Below are 24773 nucleotides of genomic sequence, written 5' to 3'. Positions count from 1 at the left end.
TGTACCGTCTCGTGTGGGCCAGCGGAAGCCGTCGGCCGGATTGCCGGCTCTCGGTTCGACGGCGGTGAGCCGAGCGAGGTCAGCCCGCGTCCACCAGAGAGCCAGGGGTCGATGACCTGCGGGATGTGTCGTCGCGCTCCCATCCGAGGGAGCCCCGGCGCGCGGCTTCCCGCGCGCTGCGTCGCGCATCCACGGCGAACGCGGCGTAGATCGCCGCGTCGGTCGCCGAGAGCGGCCCGCGAACGCTTCGGGCCAATTCCCGTGCGCTGGACGACCCCGTATCCACGCCCTGCTCTGCCGGCCCCCGCCGCATGCGCCTCAGGACGCGACGGAGCGCCCCCGCGTGACGGGGAACGGACACGATCACCGGTTCGGTCGAGGGGAAGACCTTCTCCGCCGGCGTGAAAAGAAGGTCGACGTAGAGGTCGTCGGCGGTGAGCGCGGGGAAGCGGCCGAGCCGCTCGTGTCCGGCGCGGCTGACCGCGTACACCCCCGCGCCCCACAGGGCCGACGAGGTCGACGACATCCGTTCGCGTGCTCGGTAGTACGCCCGCACGAGCGGCGAGGCACCATCCAGATCCAGACGGAACGAGGGACGACCGGCGAGGGCGGTGCCCTCATTCAGCGCGGTGGCCACGACGGCAAGGGCGTCCGCTGTCACGACGATGTCGGCGTCGAGGTAGAACCTCGGCCATAGCGTCGCGTGTGCATCGCCCAGGTTCAGAGCGGATGCCTTGGAAGCCTCGTCCGTCTCCACCACGCGCACACCGGCGAAGGCGCGGGCGCGCTGCGCAGTGTCGTCGGTGCAGCCGTTGCAGACGACGATCACCTCGACCCGGCCCGCGGCAGCCAGCGGGGCGAGCGGCGTGAGCGTGCGCTCGATGATCCCCGCCTCGTTATGGGCGGGAATGACGATCGACGCCGGGGGAAAGGCATCCGGCGGCAGGGGATCCTTGCGGCCGTGCGGCAGCGCGTGCCACCGCGTCCTCGTCCACAGCGCCCAGCGTGAGCGTGCATTCGCGGGGCTACGGCGGAGCTGCTCGCCGACGATGACGGCCGCGCGGAACGCCGCGGCGGACAGCGGGCGATGCTTCTCCATATACCGGACGCGATTGACGGTCAGAAGCGCGTTGAGGTCGGGCGAGGCCCCCGAGCCGCCTCGACGATGCGTCGCCGCAGCGGCGGGCTCGAACAGAACGAGCCATCCCGCATCGCGGAGGCGGCGCTGGAAGTCGGTCTCCTCCGAGTAGAGGAAGAAGCGCTCATCCCAGTCGCCGATGACCGCGGCGGCCGGGGCGGAGATCAGCAGTGCGGCGCCCGTGGCCCAGTCGACCGGGTGCGCCCAGCCGTACTCGGCGGGGTCACGAACGTATTCCGACAGCGGAGCCGGCCGAGCCTGCCAATAGCGGCCGATCACCGCGTCGGCGGCGGCGCGCAGCACAGTGGGTTCGCGGCGCAGCGAGAAGTACACCGACCCGTCCTCGTCGCGCAGCAAGGGAACGACGGCGCCGATCCGCGGGTCGCTGCGCAACCGCCGCAGCATGCGCGGGATGGCGCCGGCGTCGAGGCGCAGGTCGGGGTTGAGGATCAGGATGGAATCGGCCTCGCCCACGTGCTCCATCGCCACGTTGATCGCGCCCGAGTACCCGATATTGCCGCCGGTGCGAACCGCGACGACATCCGTGTGCTCGGACAACATCGCAAGGGTGCCGTCCTCCGACGAATTGTCGGCGACGATCACACGCAGACGCGTGGACCGTGTCTCGCGCCTCAGGTCGGGAAGCAGCTGGCGGATGTCATCCGCGCTGTTGTACGACACGACGACGACGGCCACGTCGACCCGTTCATCCCTATAGAAGGAGTCGTCAGCAGCGATGTGGGTGTTGTTGCTCAATTGTTCCTCGTTCACGATCGCTGTCCTTTTTTCGATGACCCTGTCGTTGCGTCACGCAACGAGCCCGCGCAGACGTCGCCTGCATGCGCTCCCCTTGGGTCATCCCCGTTCTCTTCTTCACATGCCCCTGTGGTGAGTCCGGGCGGGTGAGGGGCACACCCGCCCGGACCTTTAGTGCACTCGGGTGGGTGAGGGGCGCACCCACCCGAGGCAGCTGAGGAGGCCGTGCGGGATCGGCCCGCACGGCCATGTCAAGTGGCGACTCATGCCCTCTTGGGGAAACGCGACCGCCGCACGGCCAGATAAGCCGGCGGTCCTTCGATGAGATACCGGCGGGCAAGTCGCCGTGGCTCGAGCATGAGCCGCCACATCCATTCGAAACCGGCCTTCGCCACCCAGCGCGGTGCGCGTGAGACGCGCCCGGCCAGGAAGTCGACGACCGCTCCGAAGGCCAGCAGCGTCCCTGCGCCGGTGGCCGAGCCATACCTGTCGATCCACTCCTCCTGCCTCGGCTTACCGAGGCAGACGATCAGGATGTCGGTGCCCGCGGCGCGGATCTCCGTGGCGATCGCCCGCGAGGCCTCCGGGTCGTCCAGCACTTCGCGCGGCGGGGTCCAGTGCCCCGCGAAGCGCGCGTTCGGCCAGTCCCGCGACATGCGTTCCTGCAGCGGCGTCGTGACGTCTTCCGATCCGCCGAGCACGGCGACCGAGAGGCCGCGACGGTCGGCGTTGTCGAGGATGCCGGAGATGAGATCGCTGCCGGCGAGGCGCGGGACGTCCTCGTGCACCAGGCGCTCGGCCTGGGAGGCGATCGGTGCGCCATCGACGAGGTGCAGCCACTCCACCCCTGAGTCGCCGAGCTTTCGCCGGCCGTGACCGAAGTGGTGTACGTGGTCGAGGTTGATCGACGAGACCGCCAGGGGCGCGGGATGCGGCGGCACGGCCGACTGCGTGATGATCTTCAGTGCGCCGACCTCATTCGTGACGTGCACGGGGCAGGTGGCGATGTCGATGCGCGGCAGTCCGTCCAGCCGATGCGAGCGCTCGGGCGGTGCTGTGTGCATGCCGCCGACGATCACCCGGGTGCGTTCTGTCGCCAGTGATCGCCTCGTCGCGACCGGTGTGGGCTTGTGCAGAGTCATTCCTAGTACGCTCCCGTTCCGCGGAACATGACCTTCGCCGTACGGGCGATGATCATGAGGTCGGTCATGACCGACCAGTTCTCGACGTAGTGGAGGTCGAGCCGGACGCTCTCCTCCCAGGACAGGTCGCTGCGTCCGCTGACCTGCCAGAGCCCTGTGATGCCGGGCTTGATGTAGAGCCGGCGGAACACCGGCCCGTCGTAGTCGCCGACTTCGCTCGGCAGCGGCGGCCGAGGCCCGACGACGCTCATCTCGCCCCGTAGGACGTTCCAGAACTGCGGCAGCTCGTCCAGCGAGTACTTGCGCAGGATTGCTCCGACGCGTGTCACTCGCGGGTCTTTGCGGATCTTGAAGAGCGGCCCGGCACCCTCGCTGCTCTCGATGAGCGCCTTCAGTTCCTGTTCCGCCGTCGTCCGCATCGTGCGGAACTTGACGATGTCGAACTCGCGTCCGTCCTGGCCGACGCGGCGCTGGCGGAAGAACACGCCTCCGGGCGAGTCGAGCTTGATGAGCAGCGCCACGAAAGGCGTCAGGACCGCGATCGGAATCAGCGCCATAACGGCGATACCGAGGTCGAGTGCCCGCTTGTATGCGTGACGTGCACCCTCGAAGGTCGGGATGCGCACGGAGATCAGCGGCAGGCCGACAACCTGGCGGAGTGAGATCCGGGGGCCCGCCACGTCCGTGAGCTGGCTCGAGAGCACCAGATCGGCGGCGGTTCCCTCCAGCTGCCACCCGAGACGGCGGACGAAGTCCGGGTTCTCCAGGTGGCTGGCGACGATGATGGTGTCGGCGCCGAGGTCCCGCGCCACCTGGGCAGCCGTCTCCGGCGTGCCGTAGGTGCGGTAGGTCCGTGCGCTGACGACCAGCTCGGCGGCGGAATCCCCATCCAACGCCGTCCCTACGACGTGGAAGCCGAGCTGGCCGTCGCGTTCGAGAGTTCCGATGACGTGCGCGACGTCGGCGCGACGTCCCACGACGATGGCGCGCGACACGTACCGGCCCGTGCGCCGTTGCGCGACCAGCCAGCGGCGCCAGCGCCACCGAGCCGCGAGCAGCGCGAGCAGGCCGAGCGGCAGCGCGATGACGAGCTGGCTGCGCAGCCCCTGCCACTGGAACACGATGAAGGCGATCGCCATGATGCCGAAGGCGAGGCCTGTGGCGTGGGCGACCCGCTTGTACTCGGTGCTGCCTGCACCGGTGATGCGGGGTTCGCGAGTCTGAAAGGCGGAGAGCATCAGCAGCCAGACAGCGGCGCTGGCCAGCGGGATGCGGGCGAGGACCCACGGATCTTCGACGAGCACCCCCGGCGCGGAGGCCATCAGCTGCACGACCGAGGCGATGCACGCGACGGCCGCCACCACGACGGTGTCGGTGACCCGCAGGCGCAGGCGGTAAGCCCGCTCCCACGTCAGCCGACGCTCGAGCGCAGGCGTCGCCCGCGGTCCGACGGCGAGTCCCCACGTCGGCGGGCGGCGGACTGTGAGGTCGGCGATAGCCGGAACGGATGCGGGCAGCGCGCTGCCGCGCGCCCCGATCTCGATGGCGGTCACGATCGCGCCTCAGAACAGCGCGGCGGTCCCTCTACGCGTTCCCGCGCACCGTCGACGGCGCACGGTCGCGCACCTCCGACGGTGCGCGGGTACGCCAAATAACGTCTCCCCATGGACGTTGTCCCCAATTTTCCCCAGTGAGCGGGCCCAATCCCGCTTGTGCACCTGAGGTGACCATGTTCCCGACCCCAGATCGGGAGGTCTCGCACCCCCGACCCCTCGGAGATACGACCTCGGCATCTTGCGATACCTGGTGCGGGATGAATACAACCACAGGTTTGGTCGCGGCGAAAGTCCATGTCGCGCCACCGGCGTGTCGCGGCGAGATTGCTCTCGCGACGAGTTTCACGGTACAGTCTCGATTCTGCAGGCACTCCGCTGGGGAGTTGAGCGCCTGCGCAGCCTATTGGGGAGGGGCAATCCGCATGCGAACAATCGCAGCGGCCATGCTCGTCGGCGTGCTTATGGGAGCACCGCTGGCGGCTGGCGTCGCATCAGATTCCAGATACACACCGACCGATCCGTCGGCCGCCACATTGGCCGGCTCGGCAGTCGTCATGGAATGCCGGTCAGGCGATCCATGGATCGACTATCGGGTTCAGGTCACCGATCCGGATGGGGCCATCGTCGGCGGCAACGCCGAGCTGGTCCTCGAACGGGGCAGCCGGTCGACCACCGTGGCGCTGGGCGCGCTGTCGGACGGCACCGTCGCCGGGCAGGTTCGCTGGCCCGCGGATGCGGTCGCCGATGCCGCGTCCGATTCGTCGATCACCGCTGTGCTCCGTGTGGAGCCGTCCGTGGCACCGGACCTCCGCGTGCCGCTGACGCTCAGCGAATGCGACTCGGTCGCATCGTCGGCGACACTGCCGCTCACAGGCCTCGCGGCTTGGGTGCCGATGCTCGGCGTGGTCGGCGCTGCCCTGGTGGCAGCCGGCGTCACGCTGGGCGTTGTTCGCCGGCGACGCGCAGGCTGACGGTCGTGGCATCCGTCGCATCGCGGCGGAGGCGACGGACGGTGATACTCGCGTGCGGCGGCGCGGTGGCCCTGGCCACCGGCGCCGCCGCATGGGTGGGCGCGCAGGCCTGGCAGGCGAAGGACGAGCTTTCGGCCGTCGTTCCGCTGGCTGACGAGCTCGTCACCGCCGTCTCCCTCCGCGACTTCGACACCGCCCGTGAGGTCGCCGTCCGCTTCCGTGAGCACGCCGACCGTGCCGAGGAACTCACTGCCGGTCCACTGTGGTCGGTCGCGGGTCTCACTCCAGGTGTCGGAGCGAACCTCGCCGCCGTCCGCACCGTGTCGGTGCAGCTGTCGGTGGTGGGGGAGTCGGTGCTCGAGCCCGTCCTGGATGTGGCCGGGTCGCTCGGTGGTTCGGCAGACCCGAGCGCCTTGTCCGGCGCGAGCGAACCGCTCGCGCGGGCCTCGGCCGCGCTCACCTCTGCACGCGACGCCATGCAGGCGATCGACGGCGACGCCGTGCTGCCGCCCGTGGCCGCCGGTGTCTCCCAACTGCAGGGTGCTCTGGACTCCGCCGCGCCCGTGCTCGACGGACTGGCGCGCGCGGGCGCTGTGCTGCCGGGTCTCATGGGCGCGGACGGGCCCCGCGAAATCCTGGTCATGCTCCAGAACAGCGCCGAGGTACGCACCGGCGGGGGCATCACGGGCAGCTTCGTGCACCTGCACGCCGAGGCGGGGACGCTGTCGCTGGTGCAGCAGTCCGACTCCGCCCGCTTCCCGATGCGTGACACCTCGATCGCGCCGGTGTCTGCGGCCGCGACGGCGCTGTACGGCGACGTCGTCGGGCGTTTCGTGCAGAACGCCACGATGACGCCCGACTTCACGACCTCCGCCGCCCTCGCGTCGGCGTGGTGGCAGTCGCAATACGGCGTCGTTCCGGACGCGGTGGTCGCGATCGACCCGCTCGTGCTGCGCGCTCTGCTCACCGCACACGGACCTATTCCGCTGGCGGACGGGACGCAGGTGAGCGACGCCGATCTCGTCCAGCGCCTGCTCATCGACCCGTACCTCCACCTCGATCCGGACGCGCAGACCGCGTACCTGCAGCAGGTGACGTCATCGGTGCTGACCACGCTGATGACCGACATGGATCTGGTCGCCTGGGCCGAAGCACTCGTGCCCGTCGTCGCGGAAGGCAGAGTCTCGGTGTGGAGCGCCGTACCGGAGGAGCAGGCCGTGCTGGCGGATTCCGCCGTGGGTGGCCCGCGGGCTCGGCTGGACGCGGCCGGCGAGGCCGCGCATGCGGTCTATCTCAACGATGCGACGGGCGGGAAGATGGACAACTATCTCGACGTGGCCATCGAATCGGGCGTGGAACGGTGCAGCGAGGACGGTGCGGCGGAGAGCGTCGTCCGCGTCACGCTCTCCAACACGGCACGCCCCGAAGGCATCGCGGAACTGCCGATGAGTATGACCGGCGGCGGCCTGTTCGGCACCGCGATCGGCGATATCGGCACGAGCGTCACCGTAGCCGCGCCGGCGAATGCCGGATTCGGGGGAGTGACGGACGCCGAGGGCGCGGTGGCGTCGGCGAACGAGGTCGACGGTGGGCGCCCCTTCACGGCGGTGCGGGTCAACGTCTCGCCGGGTGAGACCGAGACGGTCGAGTTCCGATTCGTCCTGGCGGCGGGTTCCGAAGACCCGCCCGCCGTCCTGCACACGCCCCTCCTCCGCGAGGTCCCGGTGTCGTCAGCCGTGGCGGCGTGCACCGATCGCTGAACCGCGTTCTCGAGCGTCCGGCGTCGCCCCTTCCCTCGTCAGGGAGCGGGCGGCGCCGGCGCCGTTCCGACAAGCGACCAGCCGTTCTCATCCACGCCGCCGTAGGCTGCCGCATCCGCATCCGCGTCGGCTGATCGGCGGTCGGGATACACCAGCCGCACGAGGCCGCGGCGATCCCACATCTGCTGCGGGACGTAGGCGTCTTCATACATGGCGAACCATCCGCCGTTGGTGCGGCGCCGGAGCTCGGCGAGCCACGCCACGTACTCCCGGTCGGCTCGGAACGCGCCCGGATAGGCCTGGGCCGCCGCGGCCAGTCGGCCGGCGATGGCGTCCACATCCCACTCCGTTCTGCCGTCGCGGAACAGGTCCCAACCGAGGGAATTCGAGTACGCGAGCAGCACGTTGCGCTCGGCCGCCGGCCCGCTGGCGTCACCGGGGTCGGGGACGAGCACGCGGCACCGCCAGTGCCCGGTCGCGTAGAAGTTCGCGGTGATGCGGATGCCCTCGAAGCCGCGCGCGTGGAGGGTGGCGACGGCGGCCACGATCGCCGCCTCCGGGCGGTCCGAGTCATCCGCAGACATGCGATGAGCCTAGGGTCTGGTTCCGCAGGGCCGGCCCGACGACGCCACCCCGCGGGTCATATCGAACCCTGTGCGCAGCGTGTGTGTCGCGCGCCACACACAGGGTTCAATATCGCGGAGCGAACTCCCCAGTCACTCCTGCGCGGGTCAAGAGGTGGCATGATCCTCGTCCCCTCGAGGTCCCCCTCGTGGCCACCCTTGGCCGGTGTCCACGATACCGCCGGGCTGCTGTGTCCGCCATATGGGGGACACGTTTGGGCCTTTAGTCCCTGGAAATCATCCGCGAATTTGCGGACACGCCGCAGGAATAGCGCCGATCTCGCGATAGGTCAGTGCAGTACACTGGCCTTGCCTCCGGCGCGGCATCCGGGCTGTCCCCAGCAGTCTTTTCCGGGTCGTTTCCCCAAGCGATTCCGCGGGTCCGTGCCGGAGTAGTGGGCCCTCTCGTGTCATCCAGTCCCTAATGGGAAACTCGAGAGGGCCCGCGCCCTGTCCGGGTGTCGACGCGCACGTGGAATACGTCGGCAGGGGCGCCGGTTGGCCGTCCAAGTACGTGAAACTCATGCTTGGGATGGAAATGACCGATCTCCTCGTTCCGGTGCCGGGCGCCGCACCGGCGAACCTCGCGACGGTTCGCACCGCCGTCCGGGTGCCGCTGCGGTTCCCCGAGGGATTCGCCGCCGTTGCCGACGTCTCCACGTTCGACGGGCTGGTCGACGGCAAGGAGCACCTCCTCCTGGGGCTCGGCGACTGGCGAGGCGCCCTCGAACGCATGCGCGCCGGCGGCGAAGCGCCCCTGGCTCGGCTGCACAGCGAGTGCCTCACCGGCGACGTCTTCGGCTCGGAGCGGTGCGACTGCGGCCCTCAGCTGCACGAGGCGCTGGAGCGCATCGCCGACGAGGGCGGCTTCCTCCTCTACCTCCGTCAGGAAGGGCGCGGCATCGGACTGTACGCCAAGCTCGACGCCTATGCGCTGCAGGATGCCGGCCTCGACACATACGAGGCGAACGTCGCCCTCGGACATGGCGAAGACGAGCGCGATTACACCGTGGCCGCCCAGATGTTGCGGGCGGTCGGGGTCGACCGCGTCCGGCTGCTGAGCAACAACCCCGACAAGGCCGCGCAGCTCGAGAGCCTCGGGATCCGCGTGGCGGAGAAGGTGCCCACCGCCGTCCACATCTCGGCCGCGAATGCACGCTACCTCGCCGCCAAGCGCGACCACACGGCGCACACGATTGCGCTTCCGGCGGCCTGACGCGGGGCGTCGCAGCGGCCGCGCGCCACGCGGCAGGCCCTCAGCATCCCCCGTTTAGGATGAGGAACTATGTGCGGAATCATCGGTTACGTCGGTCCGAGGCAGAGCCAGGACATCCTGCTGGCGGGCCTCGCGCGGCTCGAATATCGCGGCTATGACTCGGCAGGAATCGCGGTTCTCGACAGCGACGGCCACCTGGGTATGCGCAAGCGCGCGGGCAAGCTCGCCGTGCTGCGGGATGACCTCGTCGAGTCACCGCTCGCGGACGGCACGACAGGCATCGGCCACACTCGCTGGGCCACGCACGGCGGACCCACCGACGGCAACGCGCACCCGCACCTCGCCGACGACGACAAGCTCGCGGTCATCCACAACGGCATCATCGAGAACTTCGGCGAGCTGAAGGCGGAACTCCTCAGCGAAGGCTTCACGTTCCGCAGCGACACCGACACCGAGGTCGCGGCGGTGATGCTCGGACGGGAATATGCCGCCTCCGGCGACCTCGCACAGGCTTTCCGCGCCGTCGTCGCGCGGCTGGAAGGGGCGTTCACGCTGCTCGCCATGCACCAGGATCAGCCGGGGGTCGTCGTGGGCGCCCGCCGCAACTCGCCCCTGGTCATCGGCCTCGGCGAGGGTGAGAACTTCCTCGGCTCCGACGTCGCCGCCTTCGTCGAGCACACCCGCAACGCCCTGGCCATCGGCCAGGACCAGATCGTCGTCATCACGCCCTCCGGCGTGGAAGTGACGGACTTCCACGGAACGCCGGTGGAGGTCGAGCCGTTCGAAGTGACGTGGGATGCCGCGGCCGCCGAGAAGGGCGGATGGTCCTCGTTCATGGCCAAAGAGGTCTCCGAAGAGCCGGAGGCCGTGGCGAACACGATCCGCGGGCGTATCCACGACGGCCTGGTCGAGATCCCCGAGCTGGACGGCCTGGATGACCTGCTCCGCGGCATCGACCGCATCCTCGTCATCGCCTGCGGCACCGCCGCCTACGCCGGCATGGTCGGCAAGTACGCGATGGAGAACTGGACCCGCGTGCCGGTCGACGTCGAACTCGCTCACGAGTTCCGCTACCGCGACCCGGTGCTGTCGCCCTCGACGCTGGTGGTGTCCATCAGCCAGTCCGGCGAGACCATGGACACGCTCATGGCGGTGAAGTACGCCCGTGAGCAGGGTGCGAAGACGCTGTCGATCTGCAACACGCAGGGTGCCACGATCCCGCGGGAGTCCGACGCGATCGTCTACACGCACGCCGGCCCCGAGGTCGCGGTTGCCTCGACGAAGGCCTTCGTTGCGCAGATCACCGCGCTGTACCTCCTCGCCCTGCACGTCGCGCGCCTGCGCGGCTCACTGTCGTCCGAGCAGATCGCCGACAACGCCGCCGAGCTGGAAGCCATCCCGGCCAAGATCGCGCGGGTTCTCGAGACCGAGCAGGAGCGCATCGAGCAGCTCGCCCACTGGATGGGCGACACCCGGTCGGTGCTGTTCCTCGGCCGTCACGTCGGGTACCCCATCGCGCTCGAGGGGGCACTCAAGCTCAAGGAGCTCGCCTACATCCACGCCGAAGGATTCGCCGCCGGCGAGCTCAAGCACGGACCGATCGCACTCATCGAGCCCGGGCAGCCGGTGTTCGTCATCGTCCCCTCGCCGCGGGGCAGCGGTGACATGCACCGCAAGGTGGTCTCGAGCATCGAGGAGATCCGCGCCCGCGGCGCTCGGGTGATCGCGATCGCCGAAGAGGGTGACGTCGCCGTGCTCCCCAAGGCGGATGAGGTGCTCCGCATCCCGCTGGCCGCTCCGATGTTCGAGCCGCTCCTCGCCGTCGTGCCCCTCCACATCTTCGCGATGGGGCTTGCCACGGCCAAGGGCCTCGACGTCGATCAGCCGCGCAACCTCGCCAAGTCCGTCACGGTCGAGTAGCCGCGGCGCGCACGGGGCTGCTCGCCTGCGGCGAGCCTGGCGCAGGGAGCCTGCCGCGCGCGGCGGATCACCCCGGCGTCCGGGGCCCGTATGGTGCACCCGGACTAGGCTGAATCCGGCCCATTCGGGGGCGGGAGGAGAGCGGATGATCGAGGGAATCGGGATCGACCTCGTCGACGTCCCGAGGTTCGAGCGATCGATCGCACGCACCCCGCGCCTGCTCGCACGCCTCTTCTCGCCGAGCGAGCGGATGCTGAAACCCCGGTCGCTCGCCGCCCGGTACGCCGCGAAGGAAGCGCTCATCAAGGCGCTCGGCGGGTCGGACGGCGTGCACTGGACCGAGATCGAGGTCGTGTCGGAGTCGTCGGGGCGTCCGCGGTTCGCGCTGTCGGGGTCGACCGCCGCCGCGGTTGCCGCACGCGGCATCACCCGCGTGCACCTCTCCCTCAGCCACGATGCGGGCCTCGCCACCGCGTACGTCATCGTCGAGTCCGTCGAGTCGCCGCAAAACGTCGGGTTCCGGACCGAAAAGCCCACGGAAGATGGCGAGTCGACGGGGATGTGGGCGGAATGAATCGGCTTCCGGACGGAGTCATGCGGGAGGCGCGGGTCGACGTCGACGCGATCGCCGACAACGTGCGGCACCTGCGCCGGCTGACCGGCGCGGAAGTCATCGCCGTGGTCAAGGCCGACGGGTACGGGCACGGCGCGTTCCGCTCCGCCGTCGCAGCACTGCAGGGCGGAGCATCCCGCCTCGGCGTCGCCGACGTCGCCGAGGCCTTGCAGCTGCGCCGCGCCGGCATCACCGCACCGATCCTGGCGTGGCTGCAGGCGCCGGGGACGTCGTTCGTCGAAGCCGTCGCTTCCGACATCGAGCTGGGGATCTCCGGCATGGATCAGCTCCTCGCGGCCGCGGCCGCAGCATCCGGAGACCATCCCGCGACGGTGCACCTCAAGATCGACACGGGGTTGTCGCGCAACGGTATCCCGCTGGCGGAAAGCCGCGTCGTGTTCGCCGAAGCCGCCCGGCTCGAGCGCATCGGGAAACTCCGCGTCACGGGACTTTTCTCGCACCTGTCCAACGCATCGCCGGAGGACGACCGGGCCGCGCTGCGCGTGTTCGAAGAGGCCGTGGTCGTCGCCGCATCCCTCGGACTGAACCCGCCGCTTCGCCACATCGCCGCCACGCACGCGGCGATCGCGCTGCCCGAGGCGCGTCTGGGATGCGTCCGCATCGGCATCGGGCTGTATGGCCTGTCGCCCTTCGCCGACCGCACGTCGGCCGAACTCGGGCTCCGGCCCGCGATGACGCTGCGGGCCGCCGTCGCCGCGGTGCGGCGGGTTCCGGCAGGGCAGGGCGTGTCGTACGGATACGACTTCCGTGCCGGACGGGAGACGACCCTCGCGCTCGTACCGCTCGGGTACGCCGACGGTGTTCCGAGACAAGCCTCGGGAGCCGGCCAGGTCTCGATCGCCGGACGGAGCTTCGCCGTGGCCGGCCGTATCGCCATGGACCAGTTCGTCGTGGACGTCGGCGACACCCCCGTGGCGGTAGGCGACGAAGTTGTGCTCTTCGGAGACCCGACGCTCGGAGCGCCATCGGCGAACGACTGGGCGGATGCGGCGGGCACCAACAACTACGACATCGTCACGCGCATCGGCCCGCGGGTTCCCCGACGGCAGGTGGCCGGATGAGCGTTCCCGACGGCCTGCTCGGAACGCGCGAGATCGACACACCCGAGGCGATGCGCGACCTCGGCGTGACGCTCGGCCGGGCGCTGCAGCCGGGCGATGTGGTCGTGCTCACCGGCGGCCTCGGCGCAGGCAAGACGACGCTCACCCGCGGCATCGGCGAGGGACTCGGCATCCGAGGACCGGTGCAGAGCCCCACCTTCGTGCTCGCGCGCACGCATCCGTCGCTGGTGGGGGGCGCCCCGCTCGTGCACGTGGATGCGTACCGCCTCGGCTCGGCGGTCGAACTGGACGACCTCGACATCGACGTGGCGCATTCGGTGGTGATCGTCGAGTGGGGGCGGGGGATGGCCGAGCACCTCGCCGACACGTGGTGGGAGATCGAGATCACACCGCAGACCGGCGGCCGCGGCCTCGACTCCGCATGCGGCACCATCGCCCGCCACACCGCCGAACTCGACGACGACGCGCCCCGCACGGTCACCATCACGCGCCGCCCCTAGGCCGTCCTCGTCGCACTCCGGCCCTGTGCCGCCGCTGGCCGCTCTCCGGCCCGAAGCCGCCCCTCGCACTCGGCGCGGTGCCGCCGCCCGCCGCACTCCGGCCCGGTGCCGCCCCTCGCCCCTCGCCGCCCCGCGCCGGCCCTCGCCACTCTCCGAGGTTTGGGGCGCGAAAAGTGCCTTGGGGCGCGACCGGATACGCCCCAAGACACGAAATGCGCCCCAAACCCGTGAGGTTCCCGCGGGCGGGGACCGTGGGACCGGGGCGGATTACGCTGGAAGGGTGTTCCTCGGCATCGACACCTCCCTCGGCACGGCTGTCGCCGTCGTCGAGGTCGACGGGTACGTCCAGGACGAAGCATCCAGCGACAACCCGCTCGGCCATGCCGAGGTGATCGGGGAGCTGCTCGCGCGCGTGGATGCGGCGGGCCTCACCCATGTCGCGGCCGGGATGGGTCCAGGGCCCTTCACCGGCCTCCGGGTGGGGATCGCCGCCGCTCGCGCCTTCGCGCTCGGCCGCGCCTTGCCCGTGGTCCCCGTCGTCAGCCACGACGCCGTCGCGCTCGGCGTCCTGATGGATGCCGCCCTCGCCGGCGCTCCCGAGCCGGGCCGCTTCGCCGTCGTGACCGATGCGCGTCGCCGGGAATTCGCCTTCACCGTGTACGCCGGACTCGACGACGACGGACTGCCCGTGCGCGTCACCGAGCCGGCGCTGATCCCGCGCACCGAGATCGACGCGCGTCTGGCCGAACTCGGCGCGGACCGCCGGGACGCCGCATCCGTGCCCGCCGCGATGGTCGCGCTCGCCGCTGCCCGCGCGACGGCGGCCGGGCGCACCATCGGCCCGTCCGAGCCGCTCTACCTCCGCTCGCCCGATGTGACGCTCGGGCACACGCCGAAGAAGGTCCGCACGTGAATCTCCGCGCCGCCGACCCGTCCGATCTCGACGCCATCATGACGCTCGAGCGGGCCTCGTTCCCCACGGATGCGTGGAGCGAGGCGATGATGCGCGAGGAGCTCTCCTCCCGCCACGGGTGGTACGTCGTCGCGGAGGAGGCGGGCCGTCTCGCCGGCTACGCGGGGCTCCGCGCGCCCCGCGGGGCGAAGGACGCCGACATCCAGACGATCGCGATCGCCGAAGGCTTCCGCGGACGGGGGCGGGGGCGGATGCTGCTGACCGCGCTGCTCGAAGAGGCGTTGCGGCGCGACGTGCGGGAGGTTTTCCTCGAAGTGCGGGCCGACAACCCCGTCGCGCAGGCCCTGTACGCGTCGGAGGGGTTCGCCGAGGTCGGCCGTCGGCCCCGGTATTACCAGCCGGACGACGTGGATGCGATCGTGATGGCTCTCGACCTGGCCGGATGGGCGCACGCCCGCGCGGCCGCACCGTCGGAGGATCGCACGGAGGTCGGAGGATCCGCGAGGAATGCTCCGACATCGAGCACATCCTCCGACCTCGGTGCGGCGGGGCAGGGACTCCAGCCGCTCGGCGCCGCGGGGGCGACCTGCGACCTCGAGACCGGGTGGTGCACATGAACCGCGAGCCCCTGGTGCTCGGCATCGAGACCAGCTGCGACGAGACCGGCATCGGCGTCGTCCGCGGCCGCACGCTGCTGAGCAACACCATCGCCTCGAGCATGGAAGAGCACGCGCGATACGGCGGCGTCGTCCCCGAGGTCGCCGCGCGCGCACACCTCGAGGCGCTGCAGCCCTCGATCGAGGCGGCGCTTGCCGAGGCATCCGTGCGCATACATGACCTGGATGCGGTGGCCGTCACCAGCGGCCCGGGGCTCGCCGGCGCACTCATGGTCGGAATCGGCGCGGCCAAGGCCCTCGCCGTTTCGCTGAACAAGCCGCTGTACGCGGTGAACCACCTCGTCGGACACATCGCCGCCGACATCCTCGACACCGAGGCCGGACCGCTGGAGTACCCCACGGTCGCGCTCCTGGTGAGCGGCGGCCACACCTCGCTCCTCCTCGTTCGCGACCTCACGAGCGACGTGGAACTCCTCGGCGAGACCGTCGATGATGCCGCCGGCGAGGCGTTCGACAAGGTCGCCCGCCTTCTCGGGCTCCCCTACCCCGGGGGCCCGGAGATCGACCGCGCCGCCGCATCCGGCGATCCCCGGGCGATCGCCTTCCCGCGCGGGCTCTCCCGCGCCTCCGACCGGGAGCGGCACCGCTACGACTTCTCCTTCTCCGGACTGAAGACGTCCGTCGCGCGCTGGATCGAACAGCGCGAGGCGGCGGGCGAGCCGGTGCCGGTGGCGGATGTCGCGGCATCCTTCCGCGAGGCCGTTGTCGACGTGCTCGTCACCAAGGCGCTCGATGCGTGCGAGCAGTTCGATGTGCCGCGCCTTCTCCTGGGCGGCGGCGTCATCGCCAACCGTCGGCTGCGCGATGTCGCGCTGGAGCGCGCGGGCGCGGCCGGGGTGAGCGTGCGGATTCCGCCGCTCCGCCTCTGCACCGACAACGGCGCGATGATCGCCGCGCTCGCCTCCGAGCTCATTCGCTCGGGGAGCCGGCCCTCCACTCTGGCGTTCGGTGCCGACTCGACGCTGCCGGTGACGCAGATCCAGGTCGCGGAAAACCGCGAAGAGGATGCAGCATGAGCGACGGCTCGCCGCGCCGCCCTCGCCGTCTGGACGGCCCCGCGGAACCGCGACCGGCGCCCACGACGGCGGAGACCGCGGTCCGGCAGGCGGCTGCTGCCCCCGATCTCCGTGGGGTGGATGTCGCGCTCGCGGCTGCGTCGGCGGGGCCTGCGCAGGAGGCCGCGTCGGACGCCCGGCCCACCGACCCGGCGAGGACCCGCCCTGCGCCGGACGCCCCGGACGCCCCGCGCGCGGCCTCCACCGCCCCCGCGCGCACTGCCCCGGCCATGTCCCGCCCACCGCTCGTGGAGCCGCCCTCACCCGACGTCGTCGTCGCCGCGACCTCCCGCATCCCGGGTTCCGCGCGCACCGGGTACACCCAGCTCCCGACCGCGCCCGTGATCGTCTCGGCGGAGGGCCCTGTCGAAGGTCAGCACTTCGAGTGGGCTCCGCCGCCACCCGCCAAGCGCGCCGCCGTCGCTCCCTGGGCGCTCGCACTCGCGATCGTCGCGTTGGCGGCGTCGATCTTCGTGGGCTGGATGCTGCCCATCGGGCTGGCGGGCGCCATCACGGCGATCGTGGCCCTCCGTCGCGCCGGCGAGTCGCGCGCGGTCGCGGTGTGGGCGCTCATGCTGAGCCTCCTCGCCATCGCTTACAGCACGGGATGGCTGCTGTGGGCCATCCCGCGGCTTCCGCTCGGCTGAACCGCATCCGCCGTCTCCATATGTCCTGGGCGAGACCGCACGTTGTGGTCACCCAGAGCGTGTGGTTTCGGCGAAACCATAGGGGCTCGCCGCTGAGGGGCCCCGCGCCCCAGCGACGCCCCGCCCGCAGAAGGTCGAGTTGGCGGGTCAGGGGATGCGGTCGGCCAGCACCGCGAGGCGGCGCTTGCCGACGCGCGTGAGGATCAGCGTCGCCGAGTCGTCACCGCGGAGGCCGAGCTTGGTGCGCAGGGCCGCAGGGTCGACATCGACGCCGCGCTTCTTGATCTCCAGAGTGCCGATTCCGCGCTCGCGGAGGGCACGGCCCAGCGCGCGGGTCTCGAACGGCACCTCTTCGCGCACGCGGAACGAGGAGACGAAGGGACTCGTGAGCGCCGCGTCCGACGTGAGGTACGCCATGCCGGGGGCGAGCATCCCCGCCTGGAGCGCGCGAGCGACCTCGCCGATCAGCCGCGCACGGATGACCGCGCCGTCGGGTTCATGCACGAACGCCCCGAGTTCCCGCACCGGTTCGTCCTCGGCATCCCCGCCCGCGGTGAGTTCCCACGCGTCGTCGCCGCGCGTGACGAGGGCCGCCCGACGTACGCCGTCGCGGGCGAGCGCACGCGTCCATACGACGAGTTCGACGGTCGAGCCGTCGGCGCTGACCCACTGGGCCTCGGCATCGGCGGGGATCGCGTCGCGATCGAACGCCGGGCCGAGCTTCATCCCGCCGGGCCTCCGGTCCAGCAGGTCGAAGGCCCACTCCAGAGGCGGCGAGTAGTCCGCGGCGCGAACGCGCACGGTCTCGGTGTGCCCGGCCGTCCGGCGCGCCGGGTCGAGCCACACGCCGTCGACGTCGGACAGGTCGGATGCTTCGGCCGTACCGTGGCGGACCTCGACGGCATCGCCGAAGGGGGCCAGGTTGTAGGCGGCGACTGCTGCGGTGACCTCGTCGGCGTCGACGGCGAGCACCCCGAGGCCGAGCGCGGCGAAGCCCAGGGCGTCGCCCCCGATGCCGCAGCCGAGGTCCGCGACGCGGGAGATCCCGGCCGCCCGGAACCGCCCGGCGTGGCGCGCGGCGACCGAGAGGCGGGTGGCCTGTTCGAGTCCGGCACGAGTGAACAGCATGCGTTCGGCGAACGGTCCGAACTTCGTCCGGGCGCGCGCACGAAGGCGCGCCTGGCCGACGACGGCTGAGACCAGGTCGGGGGAGTGCCCGGCGGAGCGCAGTTGCGAGACCGCCCGCGTGACGTCGGTTGTCGACGAGATCTCGCCCGCCTCATCCAGAAGCCGGAGGCCTTCGGGAGTGAGCAGCGCCGTCAACTCCGCCATATCCACCCCTCCACCCTAGGCGCGGCCCCGTACGCGTCCGAGTCGGTACCCCCTGCCGATAGGGGGTTGGGGGGAGTGGACCCCCTCCCAACGACCCCGAATCCCCGGAGGCATCCCCGATGTGGCCGAGTGCCGTGCGTTCGTACTGTGAGGCCACGAACTCACGCGGGGTGCAGAGCCCCGGGAATGGACAGGGATCATGGCCTTCGACGACTACACCCTCAACGCCGCGCTCAGCACGACGGTTGCGGACTCGTTCAACGACGACGAGACGAACACGCTGGATGTCGACGTTGCCGTCACAGACGCGGGCAACACCGACGAGTCGGTGAACGACAGCAACAACGCCACCGCCACGGCGACGGACTCGTTCCACTGGGGGTCGCACAACACCGACACCGACACCGACAACTCGGGCAACACCGACTCGTACAACGACTCGTGGAGCTTCACCGACAGCTCGACCACCGACAACTCCGACAACTCCACGAACGACAACTCGATCAACGCCGGTCTCCGCAGCTACAACACGGGCTTCGGCGACGTGGGCGGTGCCGCGGCAGCCGCCGGAGGCGGCGGCGACATGATGATCGACAGCCGCTCGACCATCGTCGACCAGTCGGTCAACGGCAACGTCGCCGCGGACGGCCCGGTCTTCTCCTCGGTATCCAGTGACGCGGTCGTCAACTCCGGCGACGGGGCGTTCGTGGCCGGCGACGACGTGAGCGTCACCTACAACATCGACGAGTCCACCTCCATCAGTGCCGACGGCGACATCCTGATGGACAGCACGAAGACGGTCAACACCTCGATCAATTCGGGAAACGACTACTCGTTCACCTCGAACTGGACCGACACCTCGCAGGACTGGGACATCGACGACTCGAACAACGCCTACGACTGGTCGAGCACCGTCAGCGGCTCGTACAACGACTCGGGGGTCTTCGACTCCACCACGAACGTCGACGTGGACGTCAACGCGATCGTCGACAGCGTCGGCTCCGGCATCGCGGACGGCACCGACCTCGGCATGTGAGACCCGCTGCCGGCCGCCGCCAACCGGCGGCCGGCATACCAGCATCCCGGCGCTCGCGCCTTTCGAGAAAGAGAGCAAGGACATGGCATTCGACGACTACACCGCCGACATCGACGTCACCGCGGAAACGCGCGGGTCGTTCAACACGACGACCGCCAACACAGCGAACCTCGCCGCCGATGTGAGCAACGTCGGCAATGTCGACGCCTCGACGAACGGCTCGGGCAACACCGACGCGACGGCGACCGACTCGTTCCACGCGGACTCGCACAACACCGAGACCGACACCGACCACTCCGGTAACGAGGGGTCCTACAACGACACCGTGACGGTAACCGACGACTCGGACACGGACAACTCCGACAACTCCACGAACGACAACTCGGTCAATGCCGGCCTGCGCTCGTACGACACGGGCTTCGGCAACGTGCTGGGGGCCGCCGGCGGCGGTGGCGACATGATGATCGACAACCGGTCGACGATCGTCGACCAGTCGATCAACGCCAACGTCGCCGCCGGCGGGGGGCTCGACCAGTGGGTCGCTCCGGATGCGGTGGTCAACAGCGGTGACGGCGCCTACGTGGCGGGTGACGACGTGAACGTCACCTACAACGTCAACGACGCCACGACCATCGATGCCGGAGGCGACATCCTCATGGACGGCAGCTCGAAGGACGTGAACTTCGCCTACAACTCGGGCAACACCACCACGGTCAACACCACGGTGACCGACAACTCGCAGGACTGGGACCTCGACAACGTGGACAACACCTACTCCGCCACGCTGGACGTCGAGAACTCGTTCAACGACGAGTTCACGACCACGTCGACGAACACCTGGGACGTCGACGCGAACGTCATCTGGGACAGCGGCATGTCCGGAATCGCGGACGACGATCCCGACGTGGACGTCGATCTGTGACGACTGCCTGATGTGGCGATGACCCCGGGTCATGACCCGACCCGGGGTCATCGCCCTCTGCTGTCCCCGCCCGTCCACCTGAGGAGAACACCGTGACCGCACCCGAATCGGCAGGCGCCGTCGCCACGGCCGCGGGCCCTCGAGCTCCGGAGCCGACACCGGTGCCTGTGCCGCCAGGAGAGCTCGTCCGGCTGGTGGAGCAGACGCGCTCGTTCTCCGGCGCGGTCGGGCGAACGGATCTGGCCAAACGACTCGACGACACCCGCACGCGCCTCCTCGATCCGCATGTGCGGGTGATCGTCGTCGGACAGTTCAAACAGGGCAAGAGCAAGCTCGTCAACGCGCTCATCAACGCGCCCGCATGCGCCGTCGACGACGACGTCGCCACCGCGGTGCCGACGTCGGTCGGGTACGCCGAAGAGCCCTCCGCTGCCGTCTTCCTGCGGCCCGAAGGGGGCGGCGACGAAACGGTCGAGCGGCTGCAGATCTCCTTCGACGATCTGGCTTCGTATGTGTCTGACCGTGCGCAGATGCCTCCGGGGCGGGCGATCGTGGGCGCCGAAGTGCTCCTGCCCCGGGAAATCCTCAAGGGTGGCCTTCGCCTCGTCGACTCACCAGGTGTTGGGGGCCTGGAGTCCACGCGGGCGTTGGCCACTCTTGCGGCACTGTCGACGGCGCACGCGGTCATCCTCGTTTCCGACGCCTCACAGGAGTACACCGAGCCGGAGATGACGTTCCTCCAGCACGCGATGCGCATCTCCCCCAATGTCGCCGCGGTCCTGAGCAAGACAGACATCTACCCGCAGTGGCGTGACATCCACTCGATCGATCGCACCCGTCTGGATGACCTCGGCGACGTGCCGATCTTCGCCGTCTCCAGTGACCTGCGCCTTCTGGCCGCAGAGCACCAGGATCGCGAACTCAACGACGAGTCCGGGTTCCCCGCACTCGTCGCGCATCTGCGCCGCGACGTGCTGGGACGCGCCGAGCTGCTGCACCGGCGCGCCGCCGTGCACGACCTCACGACCGTTGTCGACCAGCTGGGGATGTCGGTCCGCTCGGAGCTCAACGCCCTGGTGCATCCCGAAGACACGCCGCGCATGATCGCCGAGCTCGAGGACGCGAAGGCGCGTGCCGACGAATTCCGCGGCCGCTCGGCCCGCTGGCAAGTCACGCTCAGTGACGGCATCGCCGACCTGATCGCCGACACCGAGCACGATCTGCGCGACCGCCTGCGCAAGGTGCAGCGCGACGGAGAGACGGCCATCGACGAGGGCGACCCCGGGCCGATCTGGGATCAGATCGCGGAGTGGCTGGACCAGCGCGTCTCCGCCGCCGTGTCGGAGACGTTCGTCTGGACCAACGAGCGCTCGCAGTGGTTGTCGGAGCGGGTCGCCGAGGAGTTCATCGCAGGGGAGTCGGGCATCCCCCTCATCGACGTCGGCGATGTCACGGGCGTGCTCGACCCGGTTGAGCAGCTGCAAGTGCTCGACGAGGGGCGCATGAGTGCCACGGAGAAGATCTACATCGGGGTGCGCGGCTCGTACGGGGGTGTGCTGATGGTGGGGCTCGCGACGAGCCTTGTCGGCCTCTCGCTGATCAATCCCCTGTCTCTGCTGGCGGGCGTGCTCGTCGGCCGCCGGGCCTTCCGTGAAGACATGACCGGCCGGCTGACGCGACGGCAGATGGAGGCGAAGAACCTCTTGCGCCGGCATATCGAAGACGTCGTGTTCCAGGTGGGCAAGCAGCTGAAAGATCGTCTGCGCCTCGTTCAACGTGCCTCCCGCGATCATTTCGGAACGATCGCCGACGAGCTCCACCGGTCGCTGTCGGAGTCCGTGCTCGCCGCCAAGCAGGCCGCTGCGACCTACACCGCCGATCGCGACGGGCGGGTGAAAGAGCTCGAGACGCGGCTGCGTCAGATCGAGAACCTCCGCCAGCAGATCCCCGCGATCGAGGCTGCGGCCGCGCGGCGGGCGAACTGATGCGGACCTCGCTGAGCGACGTCGCCGACGTCATCGATGCCACCCGCATCCTGTACGAGGATGAGCCCGAGACGGTGGAGCTTCTCGACGGTTACGCCCGCCGGCTGCGCGAACCGCTGCGCGTCGCGGTCGCGGGTATCGTCAAGGCCGGGAAGTCCACGCTCCTGAACGCCCTGATCGGCGAGCGGATCGCCCCCACCGATGCCGGTGAATGTACGCGGGCGATCACGTGGTACCGCTATGCGCCGACGGCGGCGATCACGATGCACCTCGTCGACGGAACGGCGGTGCGCCTGCCTGTCCGCCGTGTGGAGGGGCGGCTCGATCTCGACTTGCAAGGCCATCCCGTCGAGGACGTCGCGTGGATCGACGTGGGCTGGCCGTCGGAGAGCCTGCGGTCGACGATCCTCATCGATACGCCCGGAATCGCGTCGGTGACGCGGACGAACTCGGCGCGGTCGATGAAGTTCCTCGTGCCGGAGAACTCCCCCTCCGCCGCCGACGCGATCGTGTATCTCCTGCGGCACGTGCACTCCTCCGACGTCTCGTTCCTGCGCGCCTTCCACGACACCGTCGCCGGGCCGTCCTCCACCGTCAACGCCGTGGCGGTGCTGTCCCGCGCAGACGAGATCGGCTCGGGTCGCATCGACTCCCTGCTCTCCGCCGCGGCGATCGCCGACCGCTATCGCCGCGACGGCGAGCTGAGAGCGCTCGCCCTCGGGGTCATCCCGATCGCCGGCCTGCTCGCGGAGGGCGCGCGCACCCTTCGCGAGAGCGAGTTCATCGCGTTGCGGGAGCTCGCGCGACTGGACCGCGACGTGCGGGAGCGCCTGCTGCTGTCGGCCGACCGGTTCGTGCGTCCGACGACGGCGACCTCGCTCAGCATCCCCGTGCGGGAGAACCTGCTGCAACGCTTCGGCATCTTCGGCGTCCGATTGGCGGCTGCCCTCATTCGCGGCGGGGCGACGTCCTCGTCCGCCCTCGCCGAGCGGCTCGTGCAGCAAAGCGGCATGGTGACGCTGCAGCAGTTCGTTGTCGACCACTTCCGTGCCCGGGCTGTCGCGCTGAAGGCGCGCGGGGTCTTGCAGGGTGTGGAACAGGTCGTCCGGGAACGGCCGCGCCCGGGAGCGGACGCCGTGCTCGGTGGCATCGAGCGGATCGTGTCGCGCAGCCACGAGCTGCGCGAGCTCACCCTTCTCGCTGACCTGCGCACCTCTTCCGTTGCTCTCTCGCCGGCCGACGTCGCCGAGGGGGAGCGGGTCCTCGGCGGCCTGGGCATCTCGGCATCCGCGCGGCTGGGTCTGCCCGAGACGGCGAGACCCGAGGAGCGCACGGCCCGCATCGGAGCACTGCTCAGCCGCTGGCGCGCGCTGGGAGAGTCGCCGATCAACGACCGCTACACCGCGCACCTCTGCCGCATGGTCGTGCGCAGCATCGAGGGAATCGCGTCAGAGGTCGCCGCCCGCAGCGCCGGCGCCGCGGACGACGTCGTGTTTGCGCGCGGTCCAGCGTAGGGCGCGCGGGAAGGTCGCGAAGAGCAACCCCACCACGGCCAAGGCCAGAGCCAGCAACAGCACGCGCTCGAGCGGGATGCCGCGTTCTCCCACCGCCACGAGTTCGCGGCAGACCAGGAAGACGCCGCCCTGGAGGAGCGTCGTGCCCAAAAGCCCCCAGCGGATGTGGGGTCGGCGGTTCGAAAAGGAGACCAGCAGGGTGACCTGGACGAGCCAGAGGGCGACGAGCACCCCGAACACCGACCAGAACACGATGTCGGCTGCGGTGTCGTAGGTCGCGTCAGCGCGGCTCTCGTCGACGCCTTTGATGACACCGACGATCTCCGGCAGCTGCGGCTCTCGAATGATGAAGAGGTAGACCACGGCAACCGCGCTCACCGCGAGCGAGAGCACCCATGACAGCTGGCTGAGACGCACCGACGCCGGTGCGGGCAGTTTCACCAGCACCGGCGCGGCCTCTTTGTCTGAGAGGGAAGGACGCGCAGGGGCTGCACGTCCTTCCCCGGTCGTGTTCGAGGGGAGGCCGCGACCCGCGACGCCATTGTCGGGGTCGCGCCTCCGCTCGAGATCAGAAGTTGTCATCGGACGGGATCTCCTCGATCACGGCCGAGTCGGAAGAGTCGAACACCGCGGACGTGTCGCTGTCGACGGTGGTCTCGGTATAGGTGGACGCACTGTCGTTGAAGGAGTCGTCGGCCGTGGCGGTGCCCGTGGTCTCGTTCATCGAGTCCGTCACGGTCGTCGTCGTCGACGCATCCGTCGTCGTCGTGGTGTCGGTCGTGGTGTTGCCCGAGTCGGTAGCGGTGTTCTCTGTGATGTCGCTTCCGTCGATCGCCACGTCGTCCCCGGCGTCGATGTCCGTGGAATTGTCGATGTCGGTCTCGACCGTGGCGTCGTCGCCGGCGGCCATGGCGTCATCGCCCGAGGCCACGACGGCGTCCTGGTCGAACACCTGGGTGACGTCGCCGTCCGCCCAGATGTTCTGATTCACCGACTGGTCGAGAACGGTGTCGCGGTCATCGACGTACGAGAAGCTGTTCGTGATCGCGTTGATCTCCCGCACGGTGGGACTGACCTCTGGCGGCGCCGGCCGTGGGTCGGGGGCCACGGCGGCCGGGACGATCTGTGCCCTTTCCGCGATCACCGGCGCGACGGCGCACACATCCGCGGCTGTGGCATTGCTCAGCCCCCGCGAGGACAATGCCGCCTGCGGGTCCTGGTCGAACTCCGCGGCCGCTTCGGGATCACGGAGGAGGCTGAGGATGAACTCGATCAGCGCGTCGGCGATCGTGGCCAGTGTGACGCTCATTTCGGCTCCTTAGGGTGATGATGACTCGACGCTATTGCTTCCGCTCCCGCCCCGCGTCGGGGGCTACCCCCATGCCGGAGGGGGTGCACTAGGGGGTGGGTGGGGG

General features: G+C 70.0%; 22 protein-coding genes. 15 read left to right on the top strand and 7 right to left on the bottom strand.

Features of this window, described 5'->3' with window-relative positions; all coding sequences use genetic code 11:
• Positions 1-79: 79 nt before the first annotated feature.
• The 3 genes from AC4FS1_RS08655 to AC4FS1_RS08645 form a co-directional block, all read right to left on the bottom strand.
• Entirely contained in the window at positions 80-1909 is a 1830-nt protein-coding gene (locus AC4FS1_RS08655) for a glycosyltransferase family 2 protein (protein ID WP_491154207.1), read from the bottom strand.
• Positions 1910-2157: 248 nt separating this feature from the next.
• A complete protein-coding gene (locus AC4FS1_RS08650; protein WP_491154205.1) occupies positions 2158-3036 on the bottom strand; it encodes a WecB/TagA/CpsF family glycosyltransferase in 879 nt (292 codons plus the stop codon).
• A 2-nt stretch (positions 3037-3038) separates the two neighbouring features.
• Positions 3039-4589 (bottom strand): sugar transferase, encoded by a 1551-nt coding sequence (locus tag AC4FS1_RS08645; RefSeq protein ID WP_491154203.1) that lies wholly within the window; start codon positions 4587-4589, stop codon positions 3039-3041.
• A 425-nt stretch (positions 4590-5014) separates the two neighbouring features.
• On the opposite strand from AC4FS1_RS08645, the gene AC4FS1_RS08640 reads away from it, so the two are divergent.
• Positions 5015-5563: an LPXTG cell wall anchor domain-containing protein gene (locus AC4FS1_RS08640; protein WP_491154201.1), complete on the top strand. Its 549-nt coding sequence runs from the start codon at positions 5015-5017 to the stop codon at positions 5561-5563.
• A gap of 41 nt (positions 5564-5604) precedes the next feature.
• Complete coding sequence (locus tag AC4FS1_RS08635) at positions 5605-7323, top strand: DUF4012 domain-containing protein (protein ID WP_491154199.1); 1719 nt, start codon at positions 5605-5607, stop codon at positions 7321-7323.
• A gap of 38 nt (positions 7324-7361) precedes the next feature.
• On the opposite strand, the gene AC4FS1_RS08630 is transcribed toward AC4FS1_RS08635, so the two are convergent.
• Positions 7362-7907, bottom strand: a complete 546-nt coding sequence (locus AC4FS1_RS08630; RefSeq protein WP_491154197.1) for a hypothetical protein — start codon at positions 7905-7907, stop codon at positions 7362-7364.
• A 577-nt stretch (positions 7908-8484) separates the two neighbouring features.
• Here AC4FS1_RS08630 and AC4FS1_RS08625 point away from each other — a divergent pair.
• From AC4FS1_RS08625 to AC4FS1_RS08585, 9 genes are all read left to right on the top strand, one after another.
• Positions 8485-9162, top strand: coding sequence for a GTP cyclohydrolase II (locus AC4FS1_RS08625; RefSeq protein ID WP_491154195.1), 678 nt, complete (start codon positions 8485-8487; stop codon positions 9160-9162).
• Positions 9163-9231: 69 nt separating this feature from the next.
• Positions 9232-11082 (top strand): glutamine--fructose-6-phosphate transaminase (isomerizing), encoded by a 1851-nt coding sequence (glmS, locus tag AC4FS1_RS08620; protein ID WP_491154194.1) that lies wholly within the window; start codon positions 9232-9234, stop codon positions 11080-11082.
• A 145-nt stretch (positions 11083-11227) separates the two neighbouring features.
• On the top strand, positions 11228-11656 hold the full coding sequence (locus tag AC4FS1_RS08615) for a holo-ACP synthase (RefSeq protein ID WP_491154192.1): 429 nt from the start codon (positions 11228-11230) through the stop codon (positions 11654-11656).
• Complete coding sequence (gene alr / locus AC4FS1_RS08610) at positions 11653-12777, top strand: alanine racemase (protein ID WP_491154190.1); 1125 nt, start codon at positions 11653-11655, stop codon at positions 12775-12777. The genes AC4FS1_RS08615 and alr overlap by 4 nt, the downstream gene beginning before the upstream one ends.
• A complete protein-coding gene (gene tsaE, locus AC4FS1_RS08605) occupies positions 12774-13277 on the top strand; it encodes a tRNA (adenosine(37)-N6)-threonylcarbamoyltransferase complex ATPase subunit type 1 TsaE (protein ID WP_491154188.1) in 504 nt (167 codons plus the stop codon). The genes alr and tsaE overlap by 4 nt, the downstream gene beginning before the upstream one ends.
• A gap of 280 nt (positions 13278-13557) precedes the next feature.
• Positions 13558-14190 (top strand): tRNA (adenosine(37)-N6)-threonylcarbamoyltransferase complex dimerization subunit type 1 TsaB, encoded by a 633-nt coding sequence (tsaB, locus tag AC4FS1_RS08600; protein ID WP_491154186.1) that lies wholly within the window; start codon positions 13558-13560, stop codon positions 14188-14190.
• On the top strand, positions 14187-14807 hold the full coding sequence (gene rimI, locus AC4FS1_RS08595; RefSeq protein WP_491154184.1) for a ribosomal protein S18-alanine N-acetyltransferase: 621 nt from the start codon (positions 14187-14189) through the stop codon (positions 14805-14807). The genes tsaB and rimI overlap by 4 nt, the downstream gene beginning before the upstream one ends.
• Positions 14804-15883 carry a tRNA (adenosine(37)-N6)-threonylcarbamoyltransferase complex transferase subunit TsaD gene (gene tsaD, locus AC4FS1_RS08590; RefSeq protein ID WP_491154182.1) on the top strand — a complete coding sequence of 360 codons (1080 nt, stop codon included), beginning with the start codon at positions 14804-14806 and terminating at the stop codon, positions 15881-15883. The genes rimI and tsaD overlap by 4 nt, the downstream gene beginning before the upstream one ends.
• Complete coding sequence (locus tag AC4FS1_RS08585; protein ID WP_491154180.1) at positions 15880-16569, top strand: hypothetical protein; 690 nt, start codon at positions 15880-15882, stop codon at positions 16567-16569. Before tsaD ends, AC4FS1_RS08585 begins: the two co-directional genes overlap by 4 nt.
• A 147-nt stretch (positions 16570-16716) precedes the next feature.
• On the opposite strand, the gene AC4FS1_RS08580 is transcribed toward AC4FS1_RS08585, so the two are convergent.
• The gene (locus AC4FS1_RS08580; RefSeq protein ID WP_491154178.1) at positions 16717-17907 is read right to left on the bottom strand and encodes a class I SAM-dependent methyltransferase; all 1191 of its coding nucleotides are present in this window, start codon (positions 17905-17907) and stop codon (positions 16717-16719) included.
• A gap of 193 nt (positions 17908-18100) precedes the next feature.
• Here AC4FS1_RS08580 and AC4FS1_RS08575 point away from each other — a divergent pair, with 193 nt between their 5' ends.
• From AC4FS1_RS08575 to AC4FS1_RS08560, 4 genes are all read left to right on the top strand, one after another.
• Positions 18101-18937 (top strand): hypothetical protein, encoded by an 837-nt coding sequence (locus tag AC4FS1_RS08575; RefSeq protein ID WP_491154176.1) that lies wholly within the window; start codon positions 18101-18103, stop codon positions 18935-18937.
• 82 nt (positions 18938-19019) lie between these two features.
• Positions 19020-19859, top strand: coding sequence for a hypothetical protein (locus AC4FS1_RS08570; protein ID WP_491154174.1), 840 nt, complete (start codon positions 19020-19022; stop codon positions 19857-19859).
• 92 nt (positions 19860-19951) lie between these two features.
• Positions 19952-21844: a dynamin family protein gene (locus AC4FS1_RS08565; protein WP_491154173.1), complete on the top strand. Its 1893-nt coding sequence runs from the start codon at positions 19952-19954 to the stop codon at positions 21842-21844.
• Entirely contained in the window at positions 21844-23358 is a 1515-nt protein-coding gene (locus AC4FS1_RS08560) for a dynamin family protein (protein WP_491154171.1), read from the top strand. Before AC4FS1_RS08565 ends, AC4FS1_RS08560 begins: the two co-directional genes overlap by 1 nt.
• Here the strand turns inward: AC4FS1_RS08560 and AC4FS1_RS08555 are convergent.
• Together AC4FS1_RS08555 and AC4FS1_RS08550 are read right to left on the bottom strand one after the other, a co-directional pair.
• The gene (locus AC4FS1_RS08555) at positions 23293-23805 is read right to left on the bottom strand and encodes a hypothetical protein (RefSeq protein ID WP_491154169.1); all 513 of its coding nucleotides are present in this window, start codon (positions 23803-23805) and stop codon (positions 23293-23295) included. The genes AC4FS1_RS08560 and AC4FS1_RS08555 overlap by 66 nt on opposite strands.
• Positions 23806-23926: 121 nt before the next feature.
• A complete protein-coding gene (locus tag AC4FS1_RS08550; RefSeq protein WP_491154167.1) occupies positions 23927-24667 on the bottom strand; it encodes an IniB N-terminal domain-containing protein in 741 nt (246 codons plus the stop codon).
• Between the last annotated feature and the right edge of the window lie 106 nt (positions 24668-24773).

The sequence above is a fragment of the Microbacterium sp. Z12_35 genome (assembly GCF_058310475.1).
The sequence above is the reverse complement of the archived record's forward strand: the minus strand, read 5'-3'. Positions and strand labels throughout refer to the sequence as shown.

Coding starts and splice junctions, on each gene's coding strand:
- AC4FS1_RS08550 (WP_491154167.1), bottom strand. CDS start 24,667: ATGAGCGTCACACTGGCCACGATCGCCGACGCGCTGATCGAGTTCATC.
- AC4FS1_RS08630 (WP_491154197.1), bottom strand. CDS start 7,907: ATGTCTGCGGATGACTCGGACCGCCCGGAGGCGGCGATCGTGGCCGCC.
- tsaD (WP_491154182.1), top strand. CDS start 14,804: ATGAACCGCGAGCCCCTGGTGCTCGGCATCGAGACCAGCTGCGACGAG.
- AC4FS1_RS08650 (WP_491154205.1), bottom strand. CDS start 3,036: ATGACTCTGCACAAGCCCACACCGGTCGCGACGAGGCGATCACTGGCG.
- AC4FS1_RS08585 (WP_491154180.1), top strand. CDS start 15,880: ATGAGCGACGGCTCGCCGCGCCGCCCTCGCCGTCTGGACGGCCCCGCG.
- glmS (WP_491154194.1), top strand. CDS start 9,232: ATGTGCGGAATCATCGGTTACGTCGGTCCGAGGCAGAGCCAGGACATC.
- AC4FS1_RS08625 (WP_491154195.1), top strand. CDS start 8,485: ATGACCGATCTCCTCGTTCCGGTGCCGGGCGCCGCACCGGCGAACCTC.
- AC4FS1_RS08575 (WP_491154176.1), top strand. CDS start 18,101: ATGGCCTTCGACGACTACACCCTCAACGCCGCGCTCAGCACGACGGTT.
- AC4FS1_RS08615 (WP_491154192.1), top strand. CDS start 11,228: ATGATCGAGGGAATCGGGATCGACCTCGTCGACGTCCCGAGGTTCGAG.
- AC4FS1_RS08560 (WP_491154171.1), top strand. CDS start 21,844: ATGCGGACCTCGCTGAGCGACGTCGCCGACGTCATCGATGCCACCCGC.
- AC4FS1_RS08570 (WP_491154174.1), top strand. CDS start 19,020: ATGGCATTCGACGACTACACCGCCGACATCGACGTCACCGCGGAAACG.
- alr (WP_491154190.1), top strand. CDS start 11,653: ATGAATCGGCTTCCGGACGGAGTCATGCGGGAGGCGCGGGTCGACGTC.
- tsaE (WP_491154188.1), top strand. CDS start 12,774: ATGAGCGTTCCCGACGGCCTGCTCGGAACGCGCGAGATCGACACACCC.
- AC4FS1_RS08640 (WP_491154201.1), top strand. CDS start 5,015: ATGCGAACAATCGCAGCGGCCATGCTCGTCGGCGTGCTTATGGGAGCA.